The organism is Natrinema sp. HArc-T2 (assembly GCF_041821085.1).
GTDB lineage: Archaea > Halobacteriota > Halobacteria > Halobacteriales > Natrialbaceae > Natrinema.
This window is the reverse complement of record NZ_JBGUAZ010000011.1, coordinates 1-21,667: the sequence shown is the minus strand read 5'-3', so window position 1 is coordinate 21,667 and position 21,667 is coordinate 1. Positions and strand designations below refer to the sequence as shown.

Here is a 21,667-nt window from a genome sequence, read left to right as displayed (position 1 = left end):
TAGCTAGTTCCCGCTTATGTCTGATGCCAAATGATAACCGCCACCGAGGACGAGTGATCAGTATCGGTTGTCGACGATACGATCGCCCGGTTCCAGTTCCTCGACGAGTTCGACTGTATCGGGTGAGATCAGCAGTCTGTCACCGAGCTCGCTCGCTAGATCACTCTCGTCAGCGGTTCCCTCACAGACGATAGTCAAATGATCGGTGGAGCCGTTCTGGTTGACTTCGATGCGGTACTCGCCTGTCAACCCGTCGAACGCCGCGAGCACCGTCTCGATGCTCTCGGGGTAAACTTTCACTCCTTTGACTTTGAGCCGTTCGTCGGTGCGACCGATGACGCCGTCGGGCATCACGACCGAATCACCGCGCTGTTCGAGTTCGGCGAGATCACCCGTTCGATAGCGGATCAGTGGCAGTCCGTCTTTTTTGACGTGGGTGACGACGACTTCCCCACGTTCGCCCTCGTCGAGAACCTCGCCCGTGTCGGGATCGATGATCTCGACGATTGCGTAGTCGTCGACGACGTGAAGTCCGTCCTCAGCGTCGGTTTCGGCAGCGACGGGCATGATATGGCGTGTTCCGAAGTAATCGGTTGCTGTCGAGGCACCGAGCGCCTCTTTGACTGCTGCTCGCCGGCCAGGGACGGACGTGAAGGGCTCGCCAGCCCCCACGAACGTGTCGACCTGACCGCCTGCATCACCGATCTTCAGCGCGAAACTCGGATTGCCGATGAGTGCGTCGACATCATACTCGGTGATAATGTCTGCGGCCTGCTCGGAGTCACCGGGCCCGAGCGGGAATACCTCTGCGCCGAGTTCCTCGAGCGCCCTGTGGATGACGTATCCCGTCCCGAACAGCTGGTAGCCGAACGTATTGACCACGCGATCGCCGGGTTCGATTCCGACCTGTTCGAACACGTCGGCATTGACGGATGTCTGATAGCTCAAGTCGTCACGGGTGTCGAACACGGGTTTCAGTCCCTCGCCCATCGGCGAGAACGTCACCATCGCCGATTCCGTATATAGTGAGCCAGTCGGCGGTCCCTCCCCGAAGTCGGCCTCTAACGCCGCCCCCGTCGTGAACGGCAGTTCCCTGAACGCCTCCCACGAGTCGATCGCTGTCGGATCCACGTCGGCCTCCGCCAGCCGTGTTTCGTAGAAGTCGAAGCGTGTTGCGCGTGCTACCTGCTGTTGGACGGCATGCAACGTGGCGGAATCGTACATCACTGTATGGTACGCTAACCCAACACATAAAACCAACTGTTAGTCAATTGTTGGTGACATACTCCAGCGTGAACCAGTACGCGCTCGTCACGTACGTTGGGGCCGTAGTTGAATCCGCCACAGCAGTCACGGCCGGCGATGGCTCGAGCGGCTCTCGGCCGAAACCGAGGCCAATCGATCAGAAAAATCGGCCAGTCAGTAGGCGAAGGGCCATTTCCGCAGGTAGTCTTTGATCTGCCCAAGTGCTGCGAGGACACCCTTCGGCTCGACGGCCAGCACCACGATGATGATGACGCCGAAGAACACTGGCTCGAGCGACGTCGCGTTGGATGCGACCGACTGCAGGAACCCTCGGAGGAACTCCTGTAGTACCGTCACAACACCAACACCGAGCATCGCGCCCCAGACGCGACCGAGGCCGCCAAACAGCAACATCACGTAGTGTTGGAGCGTCAGGTCAAGCGTGAAGTAGCCTGGGCTGATGAAGCCGATGTAGTAGCCGAACAGGCCACCGGCCACGCCGACCATGAAACCGCCGAGCGCGAACGCCAGCAGCTTGTTCCGGAAGACGTTAATTCCGAGAACACCGGCAGACAGATCGTTGTCGTGGATCGCCCGGAATACCTTCCCGGTCCCACTCCGACTGAGGTTGAGCGAGAGCATCGCGAACAGTAACATGAGTACTAACGACATGAAGTACAGTTCCATGTCGGTGCCCGTGATGGTGAGCCACTGCCCGATGAGTCCAACTTCGAACGGCATTGTCTGCTGGGTGCCGCCGTGGAGCCACTCCAGTTGGCTGTTGTTGAAGAACCACTCGGAGATAAACTGCAGTGCGAGCGTGGAGATCGCGATGTAGAACCCCTTCACACGGAACGACGGGATGCCGAACAGTACGGCCACGAAGCCGGCGAGCAGACCGCCGACGGCCATCGCCGGCAGTAACCCGATCTGGACGCCGAACAGGCCATCGGCCAGAATCTGACTCGTCGTGTAGGCACCGATGGCCATGAACGCCCCCTGGGCGAGAACGATCTCGCCTGCGTAGCCCAGGATGACGTTCAGACCGAGGACCGCGATGGTGAAGATGTATATCTGCGTGATCGTCGACATCAGCCCGCCGTGTAACGCGAACGGGAGGATGAACGGGATCGGAAGACCCAGCACTAGAGCGATCCGCTGGGTCCGCCAGCGGAACAGTCCCATCCGGCTCTCGTAGCTAGTGAAGTACTCACCGCAGGGCATGGATACCTCCCTTCTCCCGTGATGTGTTGCAGTACTGTGCGTGTGTTGAGATGTCGTGTCTCGTCGTCATTGGTAGTTTTGTCATCATTGCTAGATCCTCTCGATACGTTCCGTTCCGAACAGTCCGTGTGGCTTGATCAGGATGACCACCAGCAGGAAGATCATCGGAAGGATCTCGCCGGCGCCCGGACCGATAATATCGGTCACGTAGAAGGCACCGTACTCCTGAAGCAGGCCAACGACGATCGCACCCAGGAACGCACCGGGGATGCTATCGAGCCCGCCGAAGACCACCGCGGCGAAGATGATGATGCCGACTGCTTCGATGGTAAAGCCTGCGCCACCGCTGGCCATCGCCAGCAGAATGCCACCGATCGCAGTGATGGCGATCGACAGCGCCCACGAGATGATGATGGTCCGCTCGATAGAGACACCGAGCACCATCGCCGCTTGCTCGTCAGCTGCTGCGGCTCGCAGGATCGAGCCGGTTACCGTGTACCGGAAGAACAGCATCAGCGAGATGACGACCGCCAGCGACAGGATGACGCCGAGGGTGAACGAGGCGCCGATCGACGCCCCGAGCGGGAGCTCGATACTCCACCCCGGCTTGAGTGTGGCTGGGTACGACCGGAAGTTCGGGCCGACCAGGAACCGCAACAGGCCACTGAAGATCCCACCGAGTGCGAGCGTCACGATGATGACCGACAACACGGGTTCACCGATGAAGTGACGGAAGATCACACGCTCGAGCACCAGCCCGAGTACGAGCCCAAGGGCGATCGTGGCCAGTACCGCGACGACAGCCGGTAAGTTCAGGCCCAGAACCGCCGGTGTCGCGAAGATCACGACGCCGTAGGCACCGATGAGTGCCAACTGTCCCTGGGCGAAGTTGAGCACGCCAGTGACCTTGTAGATGAGCGAAAAGCCCATCGCCACGAGCGAGTACAACGCGCCGAGGCCGATTCCGGCGATCGTGATACTGAAGAAGGTGCTGACGTCAACCATTGAACTGCCCTCCGTCGACCGTATCAGTAAGCGGTTCGTCGACGTCGATGACGCGCATCTCACCGTGTTCGCGCGATTCTTTCCCGTTCTGGTAGGTGATTGTCAGATCCATTTCAACGAGTTCCTGTTCCGCGAAGATTCCATCGAGGAGCTGTTCGTAGCGTTCGGTGACCACTTCGCGACGGATCTTCCCGGTCCGAGTGAGTTCGCCGTCGTCGGCGTCGAACTCCTTGAAGAGATTGACGAAGCTCGTGATATCGACGTTGTCGAGTCGCTCGTTCGTCTCGTCGACGACGCCGCGAATGAGTTCCAGTACTTCGGGTTTCTGCGTCAAGTCGCGGTAGCCAGTGTACTGGATGTCACGCTGGTCTGCCCACTCCGCAACGTTGTCGTAGCGGATGTTGATAATCGCCGACAGCGACTCTCGCCCATCGCCGACGACCAGTACTTCCTTGATATAGGGGTTGAATTTCAGCTTCGTCTCGACGCTGATAGGTGCGATCGGCGTGCCGTCCGCGAGTTCCAGCACGTCGTCCATCCGATCGAACACCTTGACGTGGCCGTCTTCGGTGAGCGCACCGAAGTCGTCGGTGTGGAGCCAGCCGTCCTCGAGAGCACTCTCGGTCTTTTCGGGCTGGTTGTAGTAGCCGCTCGTCACGACGGGTCCACGAACGATGAGTTCCCCGTTTGTCGTGATACCGACTTCGACGTTCGGGAACACTTCACCCACTGTGTCGACGTCGATATCGCCGTCACGGTGCATCGTCACGAAGCCACATACCTCGGACTGACCCCAGATCTGTTTCAGCGGGACGCCCAGCGCGTGGTAGTACTGGAAGTGGTCCTCGCCGAGTGGGCCACCGCCGGTGTAGACGTTCTTCGCACGCTTGAGGCCGATCTTGTCGAGGATCGGTCTGTAGGCCGCCCAGTAGGACAGCCAGTGGAGCGCCTTCAGTGACAGCGGCGGTTCCTCGCTGCTTTTGTCACCGCTGATGTACTCGGCGTACCGGTCGCCAATATCCATCGCCTTGTCGTACACCCAGCGTTTCAGTCGGCTGGTGTTCTCGATTTTGGCCTTGATGTCGGCGACCCACCCTTCGTAGGAGTGTGGCGACGAGAAGATGATCTCCGGGCCGATCTCTCGAAGGTCTTCTGACTCCGTTTCGGCTTCCTCGGGGAAGTTGGCGGTCCAGCCGCCGACGAACGCCGCGGCGATCAGGATCATCTGCTCGCCGACCCACGCCATCGGAAGGTACGAGAAGTAATCGCTCTCTTTCGGGAGCGGATCGATTTCGATCGCCGCCTTCGCGAGGTTGAGGAAGTTGAAGTGGCTGAGTTTGACGCGCTTCGGCATCCCAGTCGTCCCACTGGTCGGCGACAGCATCGCCGGGCGCTGCGGGTCGATGTTCGAGATGCGATCTGCCAGGTAGCTGTCGGTCACGTCTCCGGTGTCCAGCCGTTCCCGACCACGGGATTCGATCTCGTCGTAGGAGACGATCTCGATGTCTTCTTCGTCACCGTAGCGGAACATCCCCCGCTCGTCGCGGTAGACGATCGTCTCGAGCGACTCGGCCATGTCCGTCACCTTGAGCAGCTTGTCGACCATCTCCTGGTCTTCGGCATAGGCGACCGTCGGCTCGATGAGCTCAAGCTGTTTGCCGATGTCTTCAGGAAGCATCTCCTCGTAGTTCGGCGCAGCGATGCCGCCCAGCGACTGTGCAGCCATCCACGACCACAGCTGGTGTGGACGGTTGTACCCGATGGTGAAGAGAACGTCTTCCTCGCCGAATCCAATGTCGTCCAGTCCGAGTGCGAACCACTTTACGCGGTCGTAGTACTCTTCCCAGGTGAACTCCTGCCAGACGCCGTACTGCTTCCAGCGCAGGGCGATGTCTGTGCCGTGTTTCTCGACGTGCTCGAGCAGGATCTCCGGCAGTGCCTTGTCGTCGACGATCTCGACGTCGTCGCCGTCTGGTGCGGTGATGATCCGGTCGATCGAAAGTCCGTCCGCGTCCACATCTGAATCCGCATCCACATCCGTGTCCGTGTCGAGTTTCGTTTCCTTGGCCGTCATGATCAGTCAACCCCCGTGTAGACGTGACGGACCTCGGGATCTTCCACGACTGCAGCGGGCGGGCCACGCGCGAGGAGCCCACCTTTCTGGAGTACAATCATCCGGTCGGAGACGTCGGTCACGACTTCCAGGTCGTGTTCGATCATCACGACGGTGAGCCCTTCCTCCTCATACAGATCGGTGATAAAGCGGATCATGTCGTACTTCTCGTCGAAGGTCAGTCCACTCATCGCTTCGTCTAAGAGGAGCACGTCCGGCTCGAGTGCGAGCGACCGTGCGAGGTCGACGCGACGGCGGATCCCCAACGGAAGTCCGGATATCTTGCTGTGACGGTATTCCCAGAGTTCGAGGTAATCGAGGATCTCCTCGACCCGCCGCATGTTCTGAGCTTCGATCTTTCGACCGGAGCCGTAGAACGTGAGCGCCTGCAACAGATTCGGATGCTGCGTGACGGCTCTGACCGTCATGATGTTCTCGAGGACATCCTCGCTCTCGAACAGTTCCAATCCCTGGAACGTACGACCGAGACCACGGCGGGCACGCTTGTAGGATTTCAGTGCGGTGACATCCTCTCCATTGAGGTAGACCTCACCACCCGGATCCGGGTCGTAGAACCCATTGAGGATGTTCAGCAGCGTCGTCTTTCCCGCACCGTTCGGGCCGACGATAGAGATCCACTCTCCCTCATCGATCCCGATCGAAACGTCGTCGACGGCAGTCACGGCACCGAACGTTTTGGTCACGTCTTTGCAGCCCAGGACAGCCTGTTCGGGTGGTACCTTCGGTCCACCCCGGAGGTCCATGTTCGGTTCGGTTGTCGTTGTGGTTTCGCTACTCATGGTCTCGAATCAGGTCCACCGCTTGCGCATCTTGTAGTGTTTGATATCCGTGTACCGGCCCTCTTCGCGGCTGGTTCCAAGGTAGAACTCCTTGATCTCCTCGCGGTTCATCAGCGTCTCAGCCGGATCCTGCAGTTCGACCTGTCCGTTTTCCATAACGTAGCCGTAATCCGCGATCTCGAGCGTCCGTTTGGCGTTCTGGTCGGCCACGATCATGGTGATGTCCTCTTTTCTGTTGATCTCGACCAGCGTCTCGAAGATGTCCTGAACCAGCTTCGGTGCGAGTCCGAGCGACGGCTCGTCGAGCAACAGCAGCTTCGGTCGGTGTATCAGTGCGCGAGCGATGACGAGCATCTGCTGTTCGCCGCCACTGGTGTATCCCGCCTTGAGGTCGAGGATGTCCTCCAGTTGCGGGAAGTACTCGAACGCGAGTTCGTAGTCCTCCTCGCTGTAGGACAGGCGTCGCCCACCCCGGTACAGTCCACATCGGAGGTTCTCTTCGACTGTGAGATCCTCGAACGACCGCCGTCCCTCAAGGATGTGGGTCACCCCTTCGCTCACCATTCGGTTGGTGTCGGCGTTAGTCACGTCGGTCCCCTCATAGCGGACGGTCCCACGGGTTACCTCACCGCGTTCGGTCAGCCCGATTCCCGAGATCATTTTCAGGATGGTGCTCTTGCCTGCACCGTTGGGACCGAGTAGTGCCACGATATCACCTTTGTTGGCCTCCATCGAAACCCCCTGGACAGCCAGGAAGTGACGGTCGTACACGATTTCGACGTTGTCGAGTTCGACGACGGGAGGCGATGATGTAGTATCGCCGGCAGTCATGTTAGAGCCCGATCCATTCGTCTTTTCGTGGGAGTTCCATCGTCGAATCGTACTCGAAGGAGCCGTCTGTCACCTGGTAGATCCGACCGTTCATCGTCGGACGACGGTCGTCCTCCGAGTAGGTGAACGGCTCTGCCAGGCCGCGGACGTCCCAGTCGCTCACGTTGAACAGGCCTTCGCGGACGCTCTGTCCACTGTTCATGTCGTCGGCCTCTGTGAGCCCTTTCAGCGCCAGAAGCGCGTGGATGACGCCACGGACGTAGTTGAGATTCGCTACGGACGGGTCGTCCATCGACCGTCCTTCACGCTCGAAGGATTCCTCGATGATCTTCTTGCCCGGCACGTCGCTGGCCATGACCTCATTGAACACCTTGAACCCGGACGCATACCGGACACCCTCGAACAGTTCCGGCGATTCCTGTGCACGCAACTCGTCGACCGTGTAGGTAAGTCCCATTACGTTGACGTCAGGGTAGACGTCCTGCCGGTCGGACAGCAGCACCTGCATCGGTGCCGCCGTGTTCTGGTGGATGAGGTAGTCGATGTTTCGGTTCTTGGCCTTTCGCAGCTGCGTCTTCGCCGAGTTTGCAGTCAGTGAGAGGTTGATGTTCTCACCGAGATCCAGTCCCAGTGATTCCGCGTACTGGCGACCGCCTTCGACCGGCGATTTCCCGAACGCCGTATTCGAGAAAATAAACGCCACCTTCGCGTCAGGATCGTTCTCTTTGATCCACTTGAGGTGTGCGCGGGCCTGGCTAGTGTAGTCGAGGTTGCCGAAGAAATTGAACGGCGTCTCCTCTTTGACCAACTTCGCCGAGTAGGACGCCGAGATGTATACGATACGATCTCGAGCGACCGACGGAGACAGTGCTTCCGTGTCAGCAGTACCCCAGCCGATGATGACGGGGGGTTTCGATCCACTCGTGTACTCGTCGTACGCACTCTTTGCCGTGGGCACGTCGTACGCGTAGTCCTGCCACGGGTGATCGATCTCCGTGTCCAACTCGTCGTTTTCGTTGATCCACTTGATCGCGTCACGAGAGCCGATTCCGGACGGCTTTCCGACGTCAGATGTCGCACCGCTCATGTCGTAGAGGCCGGGCACTGACACGCCACCGCTGCCGTCGCCGCTACCGAGACAACCGGCGAGCGACAGCGTTGTTACACCTGCTGCAGCACCGCCGAATCCTTTGAGCACTGTTCTCCGTTCGCACGCTTCCGTTTCAGATGCTATCTCCTGGTTTGTCATGGATTAACACAACAAACGGAGATGAATACATATTATATATAGATTACGGATATCGTGGATTTTCATCCAACGTGAGAGTGTAATAATCGGCATCGTAAGCATATACAGTATTATTTCCACCATATTAATTGGCGAATGGTGCCACATGAACGAGAAACAGCTTGGGCGCGCACTCTCGACGCTGCAGGCCGAGGCCACCTGTGCCGGTCAGACGATCTTCTATTATATCCACATAACTTCCGCTGGCAAACACTGTCCGATACAATAATATAGCATAGCTTCGATGTTTGCTACATGTTCACAGTTGTACTTGGTATTGACACGGATACCGATCGTGCAGTGTCACAGGCGAACACAGTCGCACAGATTCCGTGCGCAGCGTCGGAAATTACGGCGATACTCCTCCACGACTTCGGCGAGAACCCCCAAGGCGGAACGGTCGAGCAGGTCGGCGCAGTCAGACGTGCTCGAGAGATACTCGAGGACGCCGACATCGACGTCGAACTCGAGGGGACCAGTGGCGATCCGGCCACTGCGATTATTCATGCCGCCGACAGACACGACGCAGACCGTATCGTACTCGCGGGTCGAAAGCGGACACCGACGGGCAAGGTATTGTTCGGGAGCGTCACGCAGGCGGTAATCCTGAACACGACCCGTCCGGTTCTCGTCTGTAGCACCGACGACGAAGACTAACCGCTCGATTTTCCACACGGCAATCTTATAAGAATATTTTCACATCCAGACTGACTGGCGTTATCGGCTCAGTTCGTATCCACTCTTGCGGTCCCACGCGTTCACTGTCCCCTCGGCTTTGAGCTCTTGCTTTCTGATCTTCCCCGATGGACTCCGGGGGAACTCCTCGCGGATCTCGATGTATCGTGGGACTTTGAGGTAGGGGAGCTGTCGTTCACAGCGTTTGCAGATATCGATCGGTGTGATGTCGGCGTCGGCTTCGGGGACTACGAACGCCTTGATCTCTTCGCTACCCGCCTCGTTGGTCACACCGACGACACTCGACTGGCGAACACCGGGGTGGGCATCGATCACACTCTCGATCTCGAGCGATGAGATCCGGCCATCGATGCGGCCACGATAGATCGAGTTGTCCCTGTTCGCGACGAAGTGGAGGTATCCGTCGTCGTCTTTGTAGCCGATCCCGCCGGTGTGAAGCCACTGATTCCGAACGGCTTCCGTGGTGGCCTCGGGTTGGTTGTAGTAGCCTTGCATCATCGTGTGCGGTTCCGTCGGACGAACGACGATCTCACCTGTTTCGCCCGGTGACACGGGCCAGTCGTCCCCATCGACGATCTCAAGATCGACGTACGACGCTTCTTTACCGACGCTTCCAAGCCGTCGGTCGTCCGGACAGTTGTAGGTGACAATGGTCGCTGGTGTGACACCGTATCCCTCGAGGATGGTGATGTCGAACCGTTCTTCCAGTGTTCGGAACATCTCTTCATCCGTTGTGAATCCGAAGCTGTGGCCGATGGCCAACTCGATCGGCGTCTCACCGTTGGTCGGTTTCTCGTCTTGGTTGTAAAGCACCGAGAGCATCCGACTGAGATATAGAAACACGGTAGCGTCGGAGGACTCGATCTGCTCCCAGAACCGCGATGGATCGAACTGTCCGGCGAGGACGAACTCCGCATCGGCAAGTAGCGTCCCGATAACGCCGAGATGAAACGTGAAGCTACTGTACAGTGGCAGCGTCGTGAATATGCGGTCGTCTTCGGTAAAATCGAACAGGTTCTCGCACGCCTCCCAGCCGGTATTAATATACGAGTAGTGGGGGAGCACGACGCCCTTCGGCTGTTCGGTTGCGTTCCGCTGGACGTAGATCACTGCGAGTGGGTCCGACGGTTCGACGGCTGTCGTCGGCGTAGACATCGAGTCGTCCTCGAGGAGCGTGTCGAACTTCCGGTACGGGTGGTCGGTGCCAGTCTCGTCGATGAGGTACTCTCTCGTGATGTTCGGAACCGAAGCGGTGACTGACTCGTACTCTGGGCGCGTTTTCGCGTCGATGAAAATCGTGGTCGCGTCAGACTGGGTGAGAACGTACACCAGTGTTTCACCCCGGAACCGCGTATCGATCGGGGCCGCGACGGCTCCGATCTTTGCGAGTGCAAAGAAGACGAAGATGTACTCGGGACAGTTGTACATGAACAGACAGACGGTGTCACCCTTTTCGACTCCCTGCGCGCGGAGTTTGGTGGCGATCGCGTCAGCGTTGCGATCGAGTTCAGCGTACGAAATCACTTGGTTTCGGTAATGGAGGAAGGGTTTGTCTTTGTTCCTCGCTGCTTTCATCTCGACAGCACTCTTGACAGTCCGGAGCGTTTCAGGTGGCGAAATCGCATCCATACTCACTCGACCTCCCGTTCGAGTGACTGGGTGATGTCACTCACAACATGTTTCAACAGCGATGGAATGTCTTTCTCGAGACTCTCGCCGCCAAAGTCGTGCGTGTATCCGAACACACCGATCGCGTTTGTGCCACCGTATGGGTCCTCGAACGCCACGCCAGTCGATTGTACGCCGAGTGCTGTTTCCCCGTCACTCACTGCATATCCCTGATCACGAATCGTGTCTAACTCCTGGATGAGCGTGTCAGCGTCCGTAATCGTCTTCGTCGTGTAAATCGGCAATCCGTGATAGTCGATGAGTTCCCAGACGTAGTCTCTGGACAGTTGGGCGAGTATCGCCTTTCCCGGTGCGTGCGTGTGGAGGTACGACCGCTTCCCGATAGTTCCGTAGCTATCACCGTCCTCATCGGGAACTGCATTATCGACGAAAAACCCCCGACCGAACTCCTCTACGATCCACCACGTCGACTGTCCGGTCTCCTGAGCGACCGTTACAAGCGACTGCTGGACGATATCGGCGATGGACAGACTGTTTCTGGCTGCCATTCCGTGTGTGAGAAACCGAAGCCCCAATCGGTAGGTTCTGTCCCGTTTCACCACGTACCCCATCGATTCGAGCGTTCCCAGGTAGTTGTGGGCTGTACTCTTGGCGATCTCGAGGTGGGCTGCCACTTCGTTTAGCGTGGCACCTCCGTACTCCTGGAGCAGGTGGATGATCTCGAAGGAGGTCTCGACGGATTTGACCTGCCTCGATGACGGGTTTGATATCATACATCATGGACTAGGCGGGATCGGGTTATAGTTATCGACAATCGTGAACCCGACACCCGATTTGTACACCAGCGAACAGAGTTGTCATTCACGTAGCGTGAACTCGGCGAGCGTCCGAGAGTCGGTTGACACGACATATCCACAACGACTGGACGACCAGTGACGGGAGCCCGGATCGAGCCGTACTGATTCCGCCTTTCGTGAATAGCAATGCACGCTTTTCGGTGCTGAGGAGCGTCACGTTCCACATCACCGGCAGTAGATTCCCATATCAAGAGACTCAGTCGGAGTCTGCTGTTCACCATGTGTGGACCCACTCTCTCAGCGAACTGACTTCGACTTCAGCATTCGCTAGAATCGTAGGCTTCGGCGACGGCGTCTCGGCGAGGGTGAGTGCACAGGTATGACGACGACGCGAAGCACAGCTGTGGACGCGAGATCAGTCCAATGTGTCTGCAGGGACCCGTCTGTGGTCGATTTCGACGCCTGCCGAGTCCTCGGGAAGCAGTGCCACGACGAGATATGGGGCGTACTCGGAAAAGTAGTCGACGAGCGCCGAGATTCTATCGGCGTCGATCGCCTCGAGCGAGTCCAACAGCATGAACGGAATCGATTCGTAGACATCGTGGACGAGGTATCCAGCAAGTGCGAACACGAGCCCGATAACCTCACGTTCACTCTCGCTCAGCGTGTCGATCGTATCTTCGTACACCGTCCCCGACTCAGTTTCGCGGACGATGTTCATCTCGAAGGTTGCGGGCGACGACTCACGACCAGCCTGTTTCCGCTCGATCCAGACGCGCGTGATGTTTTTATATCCCAAGACCGCCAGGAGATCGTCCATGTGTTCGTTAAACTGCTCGACTGCCTGTGTTTCGATATCTGTGATCCGAGTTCGTTCGCGAGCGAGTGATTCCCGGACATCGTCGAGTTCTGCGTGTAGCTGCTCGCTGTCCGGTAACGCTTCGATCGCTTCGATTTCCTCCACTGTAGTTTCTAACTCCTGCTGGAGTTGGCCCCGCTCATACTGGAGATCACTGATCTGTTCGTACGCGTCCATCAGATCGGTATCCCGTAGCTCCTCGGTTTCTGCGACTTCGTGTTCGAGTGTTTCGATGCTGTCTCGAAGCTCGGCGGCGTCCGTTTCGAGTTCCGCAAGCTGTGTCGACTTCCGGTTGAGTTTCTCTTCGACAGTCGTGAGCCGGTCGGCAACCGCTTGCCGCCTATCGATCGTTTCGATGATCGACTGTTGTTTGGATTCCAGTTCGCTTGCTTCCTTTGCGAGATCGGTCTGCTCGGACCGTTTCTCTTGAATGACAGTGCGCAAGCTTTCCAGCCGGTTCGTTATGTCTCCCCGCTTGACCGTGGTGCCACAGGTCCAGCAGTCGACCGACTGTTCTGAATCGGGGGCGAGTTCGGCGGCTGGGGTCTCTGTAGCTGATTGCAGACTCTCTAAGTCAGAGCTGTCGCCGGAGAGTACGTCCTCATTGAACTCGACGATCGTCGTGAGGTTCGTGATCGTCTCGTCGACGTTGCGTTTCTCACGCCTGACTGCTTCGAGTCGCTCCTGGACGGCTTTCAGATCGTCTTTCGAGTGGTCTGGAAGTTCTGCCTGTTCGCTACGGAGGGCTGCCGGTTTGTCACGGAGTGCATCCAACTCGGCAGTGAGCACGTCGATCCGATCTTCCGTTTCGTTGAGTTGTTGCCGCCGAGCGTCGAGCCGTTCCATTACCGCTTCAGCTTCCACAGCCATCTCCGCATCAGCCTCGAACGCCTCGACCTCGGCTCGCAGCGTCTCCAGTTCCGAATTGATCGACTCGATCTCCGCCGTGAGACTGGCCCGTCGCTCTTCGAGAGTCGGGAGCTGTTCAGTCCGTCGGTCGACTTCTGTGAGACGTTGTTCGAGGGCCTCCTTGTCCGCTTTGAGGCTTTGGATCTGCCGTTCGATTTCGTCAGTGTCGACGGGCCGCATGATGATCTCGCGGAGATCGTCACCACGTTGCACTGCACGTCGTGCTGGGTTCTCCTCGAGCAGTGCGACGAAGCTGTCGACCAGTTGCTCCGCGTCGGTGTATGGAGTTCCATGTGTCGTGATTCCTGTCTCTGTTCTGTGGAACTCCCGATGATACACGTGGGAACCGATCTCGACTGACACTCGACCCTCGTCTGCATCGCTCTTGAGCGTCGTTTTCGAGCCGCCCAATGCGCCCACGAGCGCCCGCAAGAAACTCGTCCGGTTCGTGGCGTTCTTCCCGGTCAGCACGTTGACCCCTGTTTCGAGGCCGACCGAACAGCGCTCGATCCCACCGAGGTTCTCGACTGACACCTCGATCTGCTCCGGATCCGGCGCTGTGTCTGTCGTTGTCGATTGGTCAGTCATACTGGATCGGAGGAAATTGATTGTGATAAAACATTGGATCAACTCGATTTATCCACCCTCTGTCGTGGTAGAACACGCGCAGGTGCGCTCTGTCAACAGGTCAGTCGGTCTGTATCGCTCACCACAGTCCATGCAGGTAATCCGGACAGTGACGGACACGGACGGCGTGCCGATAGTAACGAGTCCAGCGTTCTCGAGTCGTGTGATCGTTCTGGAGATGATCTCTGTACATTGCGTCCGTGCCCATTCGATAGTGTTCCTCGCATCCTCGACTGTGATCGTCCCCGATCGGCTCGTGTCGATGTCGAGACACTCGTTGAGATGGGACCGAACCGTCGGGTGTGTCACCCAGTCCGATTCGATCGTCTCGATATCGATTCCCTGTTGCTCGAGCCGGGTTCGGACACGTGCCGCTGTATCGGGTGACGCATCGTCGTTCGAGAGCGCATCGTACACCAACTCAACGACATCGTCGCCGTGTACGGCTCCGAACACTGCATCAGTCACGTCGACGTCTGCAGTGACGAGTGCTGCTTCCAAGAGCCGACGATTACAGTGGGCTGCGAGAGTTCGGAGGCTCGCGTCAGCCTCTCGTCGCTTCTCGACGAGGTCTGCGTTTAGCTCCTCGAGGCCGTACGTCTCGATATTCCGACCGATTTTACACGAACAACCCGCTGGCTCAACCATCGAGAGCGGTACACCCCGCTCGGTGCTGTGTCAGTTTCATTGACTGAGTGTACGTTCTCGCACAGTCATAAATAAGCCTCTGTTTACATCAGTACTGTTGGAAAGCAATCGATGAATTGAGCCAGTGTCACGCAAGCGGCTCTGCTTTCCATCAGTATTAGTGGAAAGTATGATCGAACGACGGATAGCGATCAACCGTTCTAAAACGAGTTGCATACTGACTACACAGTCCTCACGCAACCAGCTGCGAACTGACTAATCGGTGCCCATATCAGAACGGCGAAGCCGTCGCGAGCTATTATCGGTCAACCATATGCCAAGACATATGCCGAATAGTCTTGTGGATATATCGCAAGAAATACGGAGTCAAAACCGATTTTCGGTGTCGCAGTCTTCGGCAATAAGGTCCCGACTCAGACGCTGTATTTCTGCATCAATCGACCAAAAACTACGATTTCACCACGTTGGTTACTTCGATAACTCTGGATGGGCAATCGGGTGGCGTCAGAGTGGTACTTGATCAAGCTACACACAACTATATCGCACAACGACAACATTAGTTATCATCCATACAGGTTCTGGCGGTGATGATAAACGATAGTAGCCACTGACCGTCAGTGCACACCTGCTCGCACGGAGGCCGTGTGACCAGTGGATGAACAGTTTCGGCTGTTGCTATATACTGTACTGGTATTCGATACCATGATTAATTGTCTCTCGGGTGCTACCGGCATACATGAATCAGAGAAACGCATATTCAGGCATAGTAGAGCCAAATACCAATGGCCTTCTGAGAGGAACTGAAAAAAGGGTGGAAGAGAGGTACGGTTCAAATATCCAGATAGATCGCGCCAAGGATCAACTGGAGGACACATCCCGTTCACACGGAGGCAAAGATACGTCGAGATGTGATCCCGTCGAAACGCCTCAGTTTCGCGATATGCATCTTCCCTCAGCCGAATTAGTCTCCCCGCATCGGATTCGACTCGGTAACTAACAACAGTACAGAGACTACTGACGATACTTGCCATGGCCGAAGACTGGATCGAGGACGAACTGTCGGACCTCCCACCGAGTGCGAACCTCGTCTACAAGGTCCTCGAGTACAACGGACGGCTCTCACAGAAACAGCTTGTCGATGAGACCAGACTCTCATCACGGACGCTGCACTACGCCATCGGACAACTCGAGAACGCCGGACTTGTCGAGTCCCATCCGGCACATTATGACGCGAGACAGACCTGCTATACCCTCGTCAGGGACTCGGGGTGCTCGACGTACTCGCGCGACGCCCTCGTCGATCCGGACTGGGTCGACGAGCAACGCTCGTCGTTCCAGCAGGACGATCCGTCTGCACGACTCGTCTACGTCGGGTCGGACGACGCCGCCGGTGCGGTCATTCCAGGATCGGTTGTCCTGAACGTGGAATCGGACCTGCTCGACCCCAACCGCCAGCGGCTTCCCGACCGGACCGACCTCGAGGAACTACTCGGCAGTCGCGGCGCGACTGCAGATACTAGCCTCGTTCTCTACGACGATGGTGAGGGGTATCATGCCGCGTACGTGTACTGGTTGCTCGCCTACTACGGCCATCGAAACCAGCGACTGCTCGACGGCGGCCTCGAACACTGGGTCGCCAGTGGATACCCCACAACCCATGTTCCGGGGTCGTTTCCCTCGGTCGAGTACACCGCCAGTGGACTGTTTAATCACGTGCGTGCGTACCGCGACGATGTCGTCCGCGCGATCGGTCAGGATACTGTACTGCTCGATGTTCGACAGGCGTCCGAATACCGCGGCCAGGCAGACGACGGGAGCGAGCTGTCGGCGTCGACGCCTATCCAGGGACACATCCCCGGTGCGATCAACATTCCGCTGGACCGACTGTTCGATGGCAACCGGTTCGCATCTCGAAGCGCCGTTGAGGACGTCTTGGCCGCCGCCGACATCACCGGCGGTCGAAAGATTATCGTGTACTGCGGCGTGGGCGCACGCTCGGCGCTCGCGTGGGTCGTCCTCTCAGAACTGCTGGGGTATCCCGAGGTGATGAACTACGACGGCTCCTGGACCGAGTGGGGAAGCCTCGTGGATGTCCCCGTGGAAACGGAGTGAGCGTTCCGTTCGGGTCTCCCTATCGACTGCGTTCATCGGCACTTCTGGTCGTACTCTATCTCACGAAGCGACCGTTCGGACCGCCTCAAGCGGGAGACGTGTCCGCGTTCGCAGATGGCGTTGCCACCACCCGAACCGAGCATCGCGTTGAAATCCTCTCAGATCAAAATCAGCAATTATTGCAGCAGTCTTGGCACAGGGCGGGTCAGTTCCGGTAATTACTCCCATCGCTATCTTTGTCACGTTACTTCTCTTAGCCATAGAGTGGGAATGACACGCATAGCAATTCTCGGTGCTGGGACGGGCGGCGCAATGACCGCTAACATCCTGCGTCGGAAACTCGACCCGAGCGAGGCGACGATCACTCTCGTCGATAAGAGCGTAGAACATTTCTATCAGCCGTCGTTCTACCTCGTCCCGTTCGGCTATCTGGAGCCAGAGCAGTCGCGGGACGTCCGCGATCTCATCCACAGCGATGTCGAGTTCGTCCACGACGCGGTGACTGGTGTCGACCCCGACGACCAGGTCGTTCACCTCGAGGAGGCTGACGATGATCTGACCTACGACTATCTGGTGGTGGCCACCGGGCACCGGCTCGCCCCGGAGACGACCCCGGGAATGGTCGAAGCGTGGGAAGAAACCGATGTGGTGTATCCGTTCTACCACTACGAAGCAGCCCTCGAGATGCGTGAGGGACTTCAGGACTTCGATGGCGGCACCTTCGTCGTCACGATTCCGGATACACCGTTCAAGTGTCCGGGTGCGCCGCTGAAGATGGCGATGCTCGCCGAGGACTATGCCCGGCGACAGGGGTTCCGCGACGACGCCGAGTTCATCATGACTCGGAACGCCGACCACCACTTCGGCGTCCAGCCCTATCGCGACAAACTATACGATATCTGGGACGAGCGCGACATCGAGTTCAAGGCTAACACGTCGGTCAGCGAGGTCGACCCGGACGCGCAGGTCATCCACACGGACAACGGCCAGATCGAGTACGACTTCTACACACCCGTCTCGCCACAGTACGGCCAGCAAGCCATCACCGACAGCTCGCCACTGACCGAAGGTGACGACGAACACGACGGCGAGTACGTCACGATCGACAAGCACACCCTTCAGCACGACGAGTACGAGACCGTCTTCGCGCTGGGGGACTGCGAGAACGCACCGCACTCCAAGACTGCCGCCGCTGCCCGCAAGGAGTCCCACACCGTGGCAGAGAACGTCGTCCGCGCGATGAACGACCGAGAACTCAAGCCGGAATACGACGGCTATGCGGCATGTCCCCTGCTGACTCAGAAAGGCAAAGCGATGATCGCGGAGTTCGACTACGAGGAAAGCATCTCTGCACCCGTCGAGACCCGCTCTAATTGGATCATGGACGTCAACGTCCTGCCGTCGGTGTACTGGAACCTGTGGATGCACGGCTACGACCCACTCCCGGTATAGACCCATGAGCAAAACAGATGCGAGTGACGCGACCGAAGCGGCCCTCAGCGACGAGGAGATGGCGGAACTCGCCGCGACACTCAACGAGAACGCCGACGAACTGCGGGAACTGCTCGAGCTGCTGACCGTCATTCAGGAGACGGCTGCGGAGCTTGCTCCCGAGATGCGGACGGCTGTCCGGGAGAACCGCGAACCGCTCCGTGAGGTCCGGATGGCCTTCGAGCGCGAGGAGACCGTCGTCCTTCTCCAGCAACTCGGCGAACACTCCGAAGAGCTGACCGAACTGCTCGGCCTGCTGGATGCGACGGAAGGACTGGCCTCGGATCTGGCGCCAGAACTCCGTTTTGCCGTTCGTGAGAACCGTGACGTTCTCCGGCGGCTCCGAATGGCCGTCGAGCGCGAGGACATCGTCGTCCTCGTCGAGCGGCTGGGCGAGAACGCAGATACGCTTGCCGAGACACTTGATCTACTGGATGCGACAGAAGGGCTGGTCGACGACCTCATTCCGGAACTCCAAGATGCCAGCGGCGATTTGCGGCCAGCGATCCGACAGTCCCGCCTCGTCGCGGCCGGGTTAGTCGACGCGACCGCCGAGTACGACACCGATCCATACGAACTCGGACAGAATCTGGGACACATGATGTGGCTCACGCAGCGGATCGGCGATCCCCAGGTCCTCAAGACACTCGACGCCGGCCTGGGCGCATTCGCCGAGGAAGAGCCCAAAGAGATGGGGATCCTGGGGCTGCTCGGCGCACTTCGGAATCGGAACGTCCGGCGCGGCATCGGTCGAATCGTCGATTTCCTCCGACGGGTGGGAGCGCGATGATGACCCTCGTCCGTGCGACCTGTCGTTCGGATACCCGATAGCGAACCAACACTCATACCAACTCATGACAGATTTAATCACGGCAGACGAACTCAAAGAGAAGATCGACCGAGACGAAGACTTCGCCCTCTTCGACAGCCGGAGCCCCGAGGACTACGAAAACTGGCACATCGCGGCGGCTGAGAACATGGAGTATTCGGCCACGGACGACGAACTCCGGGGCGATTTCGACGCGGTCCGAGACGAACTCGAGGAGGATACCGAAATCATCACCATCTGTGCTGTCGGCAGGTCCTCCAAGGCGCTTGGCGAGTGGCTCGACGAACGGAACTACAAGAACGTGTCCACGGTCGACGGCGGTATGGAGGCCTGGAGCCGAGTGTACGACGTCGTCCCCATCGCGACGCGAGACGACGACATCGAGATCCTCCAACTCCAGCGCCGCGCGAAAGGCTGTCTTGGCTACGTCGTCGGGTGCCGACGCACCGGCAAGGCGGCGATCGTCGATTCATCCCGGCATACCCAACAGTTCCTCGAGGCTGCCCGGGACCGCGGCTTCGACGTGACGGCGATCTTCGAGACACACATTCACGCCGACCACTTGATGACCGGCGGGAAGCGCCTGCGTGACGAACTGAACGTCCCGTACTACCTCGGGAGCGAGATCGAGACACGGGACCCGCAGTTCGAATACGATCCCGTCGACCCAAACGATACCGTCGACATCGGCGAGATCACAATGAAGGGTGTCCACACGCCTGGGCACACCACTGGCTCGACGAGCTGGCTGGTTGAAGACGAGGCGATCATGACCGGCGATACCCTGTTCGTCGAGTCCGTGGGCCGGACCGAACTCCAGTTCGAAGGCGGTGACGCCGAGGAGGCGTCGGGGGTGCTCTACGAGACGCTACAGAAGCTGATGGCTGAGCCGGACACCGTGACGGTCCTTCCGGGGCACTTCAACGTCACCGACGACGGCGAGTACATCGGTGTCACGCCCGGGCTGCCGATGCAGTCTCCCATCGGCCACATCCGGACCCACAACGAAATGATCCAGATGGACAAAGACGAGTACGTCCAGGCCGCGTTCGAAACCATCCCAGAAAAGCCCCCGAACTACGAAGAAGTCATCGCGACGAACGAGGGCAAGCGCGAATTGGAAAGCAAGGACGAGGCCGACGAACTCGAGCTGGGACCGAACCGGTGTGCTGCCACCGAAGAGAGCGTCGTCGGCGACGACTGATACGGCACACTGCTCGAGTTCGCAGTTCACGCCATTGTGAGCGCGTCGATCCAGTCGTCCGACTGAATCCAGGCGTCGTCGTCCCGTTCGTCGTAGACGATCAACTGGTCGGTTTCCGTCTGGACAGCCGAGTAGCGCTCGAGCAGGGCGGCGTCGACGCCGATCGTTGGCTGCTGGTTGGAGTGTGTCGTATCTGTGGACATGGGGTCTCTCCTTGATTGCTTACCTTACACTACTAGATAACACTTGGTAACGTATAAGCACTCGCGAACCTCCTCGTTAGGAGGTTACGTTGAGGAAAGTCAGTCGTCTATCGACGTCGACTCGTCGGCCACGTCGTCTACCCGTTCCCGTTGCGTACGTGCTATAGTAGCCACTGACCGTCACTGCACACTCGATCGCACGTGCTGTGCGATCGATGTGTAAATCGGTTCAGTTGGTACTATCGTTGCTCGAGACGACGCTCCCAATCAGGGCGAGTAGCGCGTGAGTCTGTTCGTTCCGTCTCACTTACTCGGAGACCGACCGTGAGCAGGACGCATCGGCGGGCAAAATACAGTACTGGTTAGTAACCAGGTTACAACACGTAACTATATGCCGTTCCAGCACCATTGTACAGGTATGAGCGAGTCGACAGAGCAACTGGAAGTGTGGTGTGCAGGCGAAGACTGGTGTCCTGTCACCTCCACAGCGACACTGATTGGCAAGAAGTGGCACACCGTTATCCTCCATCGATTGCTTGCCAACGGGCCACTTGGATTCAACGCACTGAAAAAAGAAGTCGGCGGGATCTCGAGCAAAGTCCTCTCGGACTCACTCGAGGACCTCGAGGCCAAACAGTTGGTCGAGCGGTCGGTCATCAGCGAAAAACCGGTCCGGGTCGAGTATTCGTTGACCGAACACGGCAAATCGCTAGAGCCAGTGATTCAGGAGATGGCCAAATGGGGACAGGAACACCTGACGGCTGCACGGGACAAGGAAAGCTCGATTGCCTGATATTTTCCCACGACGTGACCGACATGGAATCCCGACCGGCGTTGGGATATAAGGGTTTACAGTCAATGACCTCGTAATTGAGAGCGATATTGTGACTGACTGGCACTCTCGACGAACCTATAAGAAACGTTATCGCTAATGTAGATGGGAGTGAACTCCCATGATGATCGCTTCTCACGACTTATTACAATCCGTGGAAACAAGAGAAGCTCATTCCGTGAGAAACAATCATTCCCGGACGGGTTCTGGAATGCGACGAGTTGCTGTCTCAAGCTATAGAGCATGGAAACCAACGCGATTCTGAACACCGTTCGGGAACTGGACTACGGGCCAGACTGGAGCCGTGGCGAGAGTTACGTGAGGA

General features: G+C 58.1%; 18 protein-coding genes. 6 read left to right on the top strand and 12 right to left on the bottom strand.

All coding sequences use genetic code 11. From position 1 onward, the window contains the following. Positions 1-57: 57 nt before the first annotated feature. The 7 genes from ACERI1_RS17515 to ACERI1_RS17485 all read right to left on the bottom strand — a co-directional run bounded on the left by ACERI1_RS17515 (position 58) and on the right by ACERI1_RS17485 (position 8,467). The gene (locus ACERI1_RS17515; RefSeq protein ID WP_373619750.1) at positions 58-1,224 is read right to left on the bottom strand and encodes a phenylacetate--CoA ligase family protein; all 1,167 of its coding nucleotides are present in this window, start codon (positions 1,222-1,224) and stop codon (positions 58-60) included. Between the two features lie 195 nt (positions 1,225-1,419). Beyond that, a complete protein-coding gene (locus ACERI1_RS17510; RefSeq protein WP_373619749.1) occupies positions 1,420-2,469 on the bottom strand; it encodes a branched-chain amino acid ABC transporter permease in 1,050 nt (349 codons plus the stop codon). 90 nt (positions 2,470-2,559) lie between these two features. Then, a complete protein-coding gene (locus tag ACERI1_RS17505) occupies positions 2,560-3,474 on the bottom strand; it encodes a branched-chain amino acid ABC transporter permease (RefSeq protein WP_373619748.1) in 915 nt (304 codons plus the stop codon). Beyond that, a complete protein-coding gene (locus ACERI1_RS17500; RefSeq protein ID WP_373619747.1) occupies positions 3,467-5,548 on the bottom strand; it encodes an AMP-binding protein in 2,082 nt (693 codons plus the stop codon). The genes ACERI1_RS17505 and ACERI1_RS17500 overlap by 8 nt, the downstream gene beginning before the upstream one ends. Positions 5,549-5,550: 2 nt before the next feature. Continuing rightward, positions 5,551-6,387: an ABC transporter ATP-binding protein gene (locus ACERI1_RS17495; protein ID WP_373619746.1), complete on the bottom strand. Its 837-nt coding sequence runs from the start codon at positions 6,385-6,387 to the stop codon at positions 5,551-5,553. A gap of 9 nt (positions 6,388-6,396) precedes the next feature. Next, on the bottom strand, positions 6,397-7,218 hold the full coding sequence (locus tag ACERI1_RS17490; protein WP_373619745.1) for an ABC transporter ATP-binding protein: 822 nt from the start codon (positions 7,216-7,218) through the stop codon (positions 6,397-6,399). Between the two features lies 1 nt (position 7,219). Continuing rightward, entirely contained in the window at positions 7,220-8,467 is a 1,248-nt protein-coding gene (locus ACERI1_RS17485; RefSeq protein WP_373619744.1) for an ABC transporter substrate-binding protein, read from the bottom strand. 294 nt (positions 8,468-8,761) lie between these two features. On the opposite strand from ACERI1_RS17485, the gene ACERI1_RS17480 reads away from it, so the two are divergent. Then, the gene (locus ACERI1_RS17480; protein ID WP_373619743.1) at positions 8,762-9,163 is read left to right on the top strand and encodes a universal stress protein; all 402 of its coding nucleotides are present in this window, start codon (positions 8,762-8,764) and stop codon (positions 9,161-9,163) included. Between the two features lie 60 nt (positions 9,164-9,223). Here ACERI1_RS17480 and ACERI1_RS17475 read toward each other — a convergent pair whose 3' ends face one another. From ACERI1_RS17475 to rdfA, 4 genes are all read right to left on the bottom strand, one after another. Next, positions 9,224-10,831, bottom strand: a complete 1,608-nt coding sequence (locus ACERI1_RS17475) for an AMP-binding protein (RefSeq protein ID WP_373619742.1) — start codon at positions 10,829-10,831, stop codon at positions 9,224-9,226. A gap of 2 nt (positions 10,832-10,833) precedes the next feature. Then, positions 10,834-11,604: an IclR family transcriptional regulator gene (locus tag ACERI1_RS17470; RefSeq protein WP_373619741.1), complete on the bottom strand. Its 771-nt coding sequence runs from the start codon at positions 11,602-11,604 to the stop codon at positions 10,834-10,836. Between the two features lie 439 nt (positions 11,605-12,043). After that, positions 12,044-13,984 carry an archaea-specific SMC-related protein gene (locus ACERI1_RS17465; RefSeq protein WP_373619740.1) on the bottom strand — a complete coding sequence of 647 codons (1,941 nt, stop codon included), beginning with the start codon at positions 13,982-13,984 and terminating at the stop codon, positions 12,044-12,046. Between the two features lie 48 nt (positions 13,985-14,032). Then, positions 14,033-14,671, bottom strand: a complete 639-nt coding sequence (gene rdfA, locus ACERI1_RS17460) for a rod-determining factor RdfA (protein WP_373619739.1) — start codon at positions 14,669-14,671, stop codon at positions 14,033-14,035. 1,029 nt (positions 14,672-15,700) lie between these two features. On the opposite strand from rdfA, the gene ACERI1_RS17455 reads away from it, so the two are divergent. The 4 genes from ACERI1_RS17455 (at position 15,701) to ACERI1_RS17440 (ending at position 20,307) form a co-directional block, all read left to right on the top strand. Beyond that, a complete protein-coding gene (locus tag ACERI1_RS17455) occupies positions 15,701-16,783 on the top strand; it encodes a rhodanese-like domain-containing protein (protein ID WP_373619738.1) in 1,083 nt (360 codons plus the stop codon). A gap of 270 nt (positions 16,784-17,053) precedes the next feature. Beyond that, positions 17,054-18,235 (top strand): NAD(P)/FAD-dependent oxidoreductase, encoded by a 1,182-nt coding sequence (locus tag ACERI1_RS17450; RefSeq protein ID WP_373619737.1) that lies wholly within the window; start codon positions 17,054-17,056, stop codon positions 18,233-18,235. Positions 18,236-18,239: 4 nt separating this feature from the next. Further along, a complete protein-coding gene (locus tag ACERI1_RS17445; protein ID WP_373619736.1) occupies positions 18,240-19,064 on the top strand; it encodes a DUF1641 domain-containing protein in 825 nt (274 codons plus the stop codon). 64 nt (positions 19,065-19,128) lie between these two features. Further along, positions 19,129-20,307 (top strand): rhodanese-like domain-containing protein, encoded by a 1,179-nt coding sequence (locus tag ACERI1_RS17440; RefSeq protein ID WP_373619735.1) that lies wholly within the window; start codon positions 19,129-19,131, stop codon positions 20,305-20,307. Positions 20,308-20,333: 26 nt separating this feature from the next. Here ACERI1_RS17440 and ACERI1_RS17435 read toward each other — a convergent pair whose 3' ends face one another. After that, positions 20,334-20,510, bottom strand: coding sequence for a hypothetical protein (locus ACERI1_RS17435; RefSeq protein ID WP_373619734.1), 177 nt, complete (start codon positions 20,508-20,510; stop codon positions 20,334-20,336). A 418-nt stretch (positions 20,511-20,928) separates the two neighbouring features. Here ACERI1_RS17435 and ACERI1_RS17430 point away from each other — a divergent pair, with 418 nt between their 5' ends. After that, on the top strand, positions 20,929-21,303 hold the full coding sequence (locus ACERI1_RS17430) for a winged helix-turn-helix transcriptional regulator (RefSeq protein ID WP_373619733.1): 375 nt from the start codon (positions 20,929-20,931) through the stop codon (positions 21,301-21,303). Positions 21,304-21,667 lie beyond the last annotated feature (364 nt).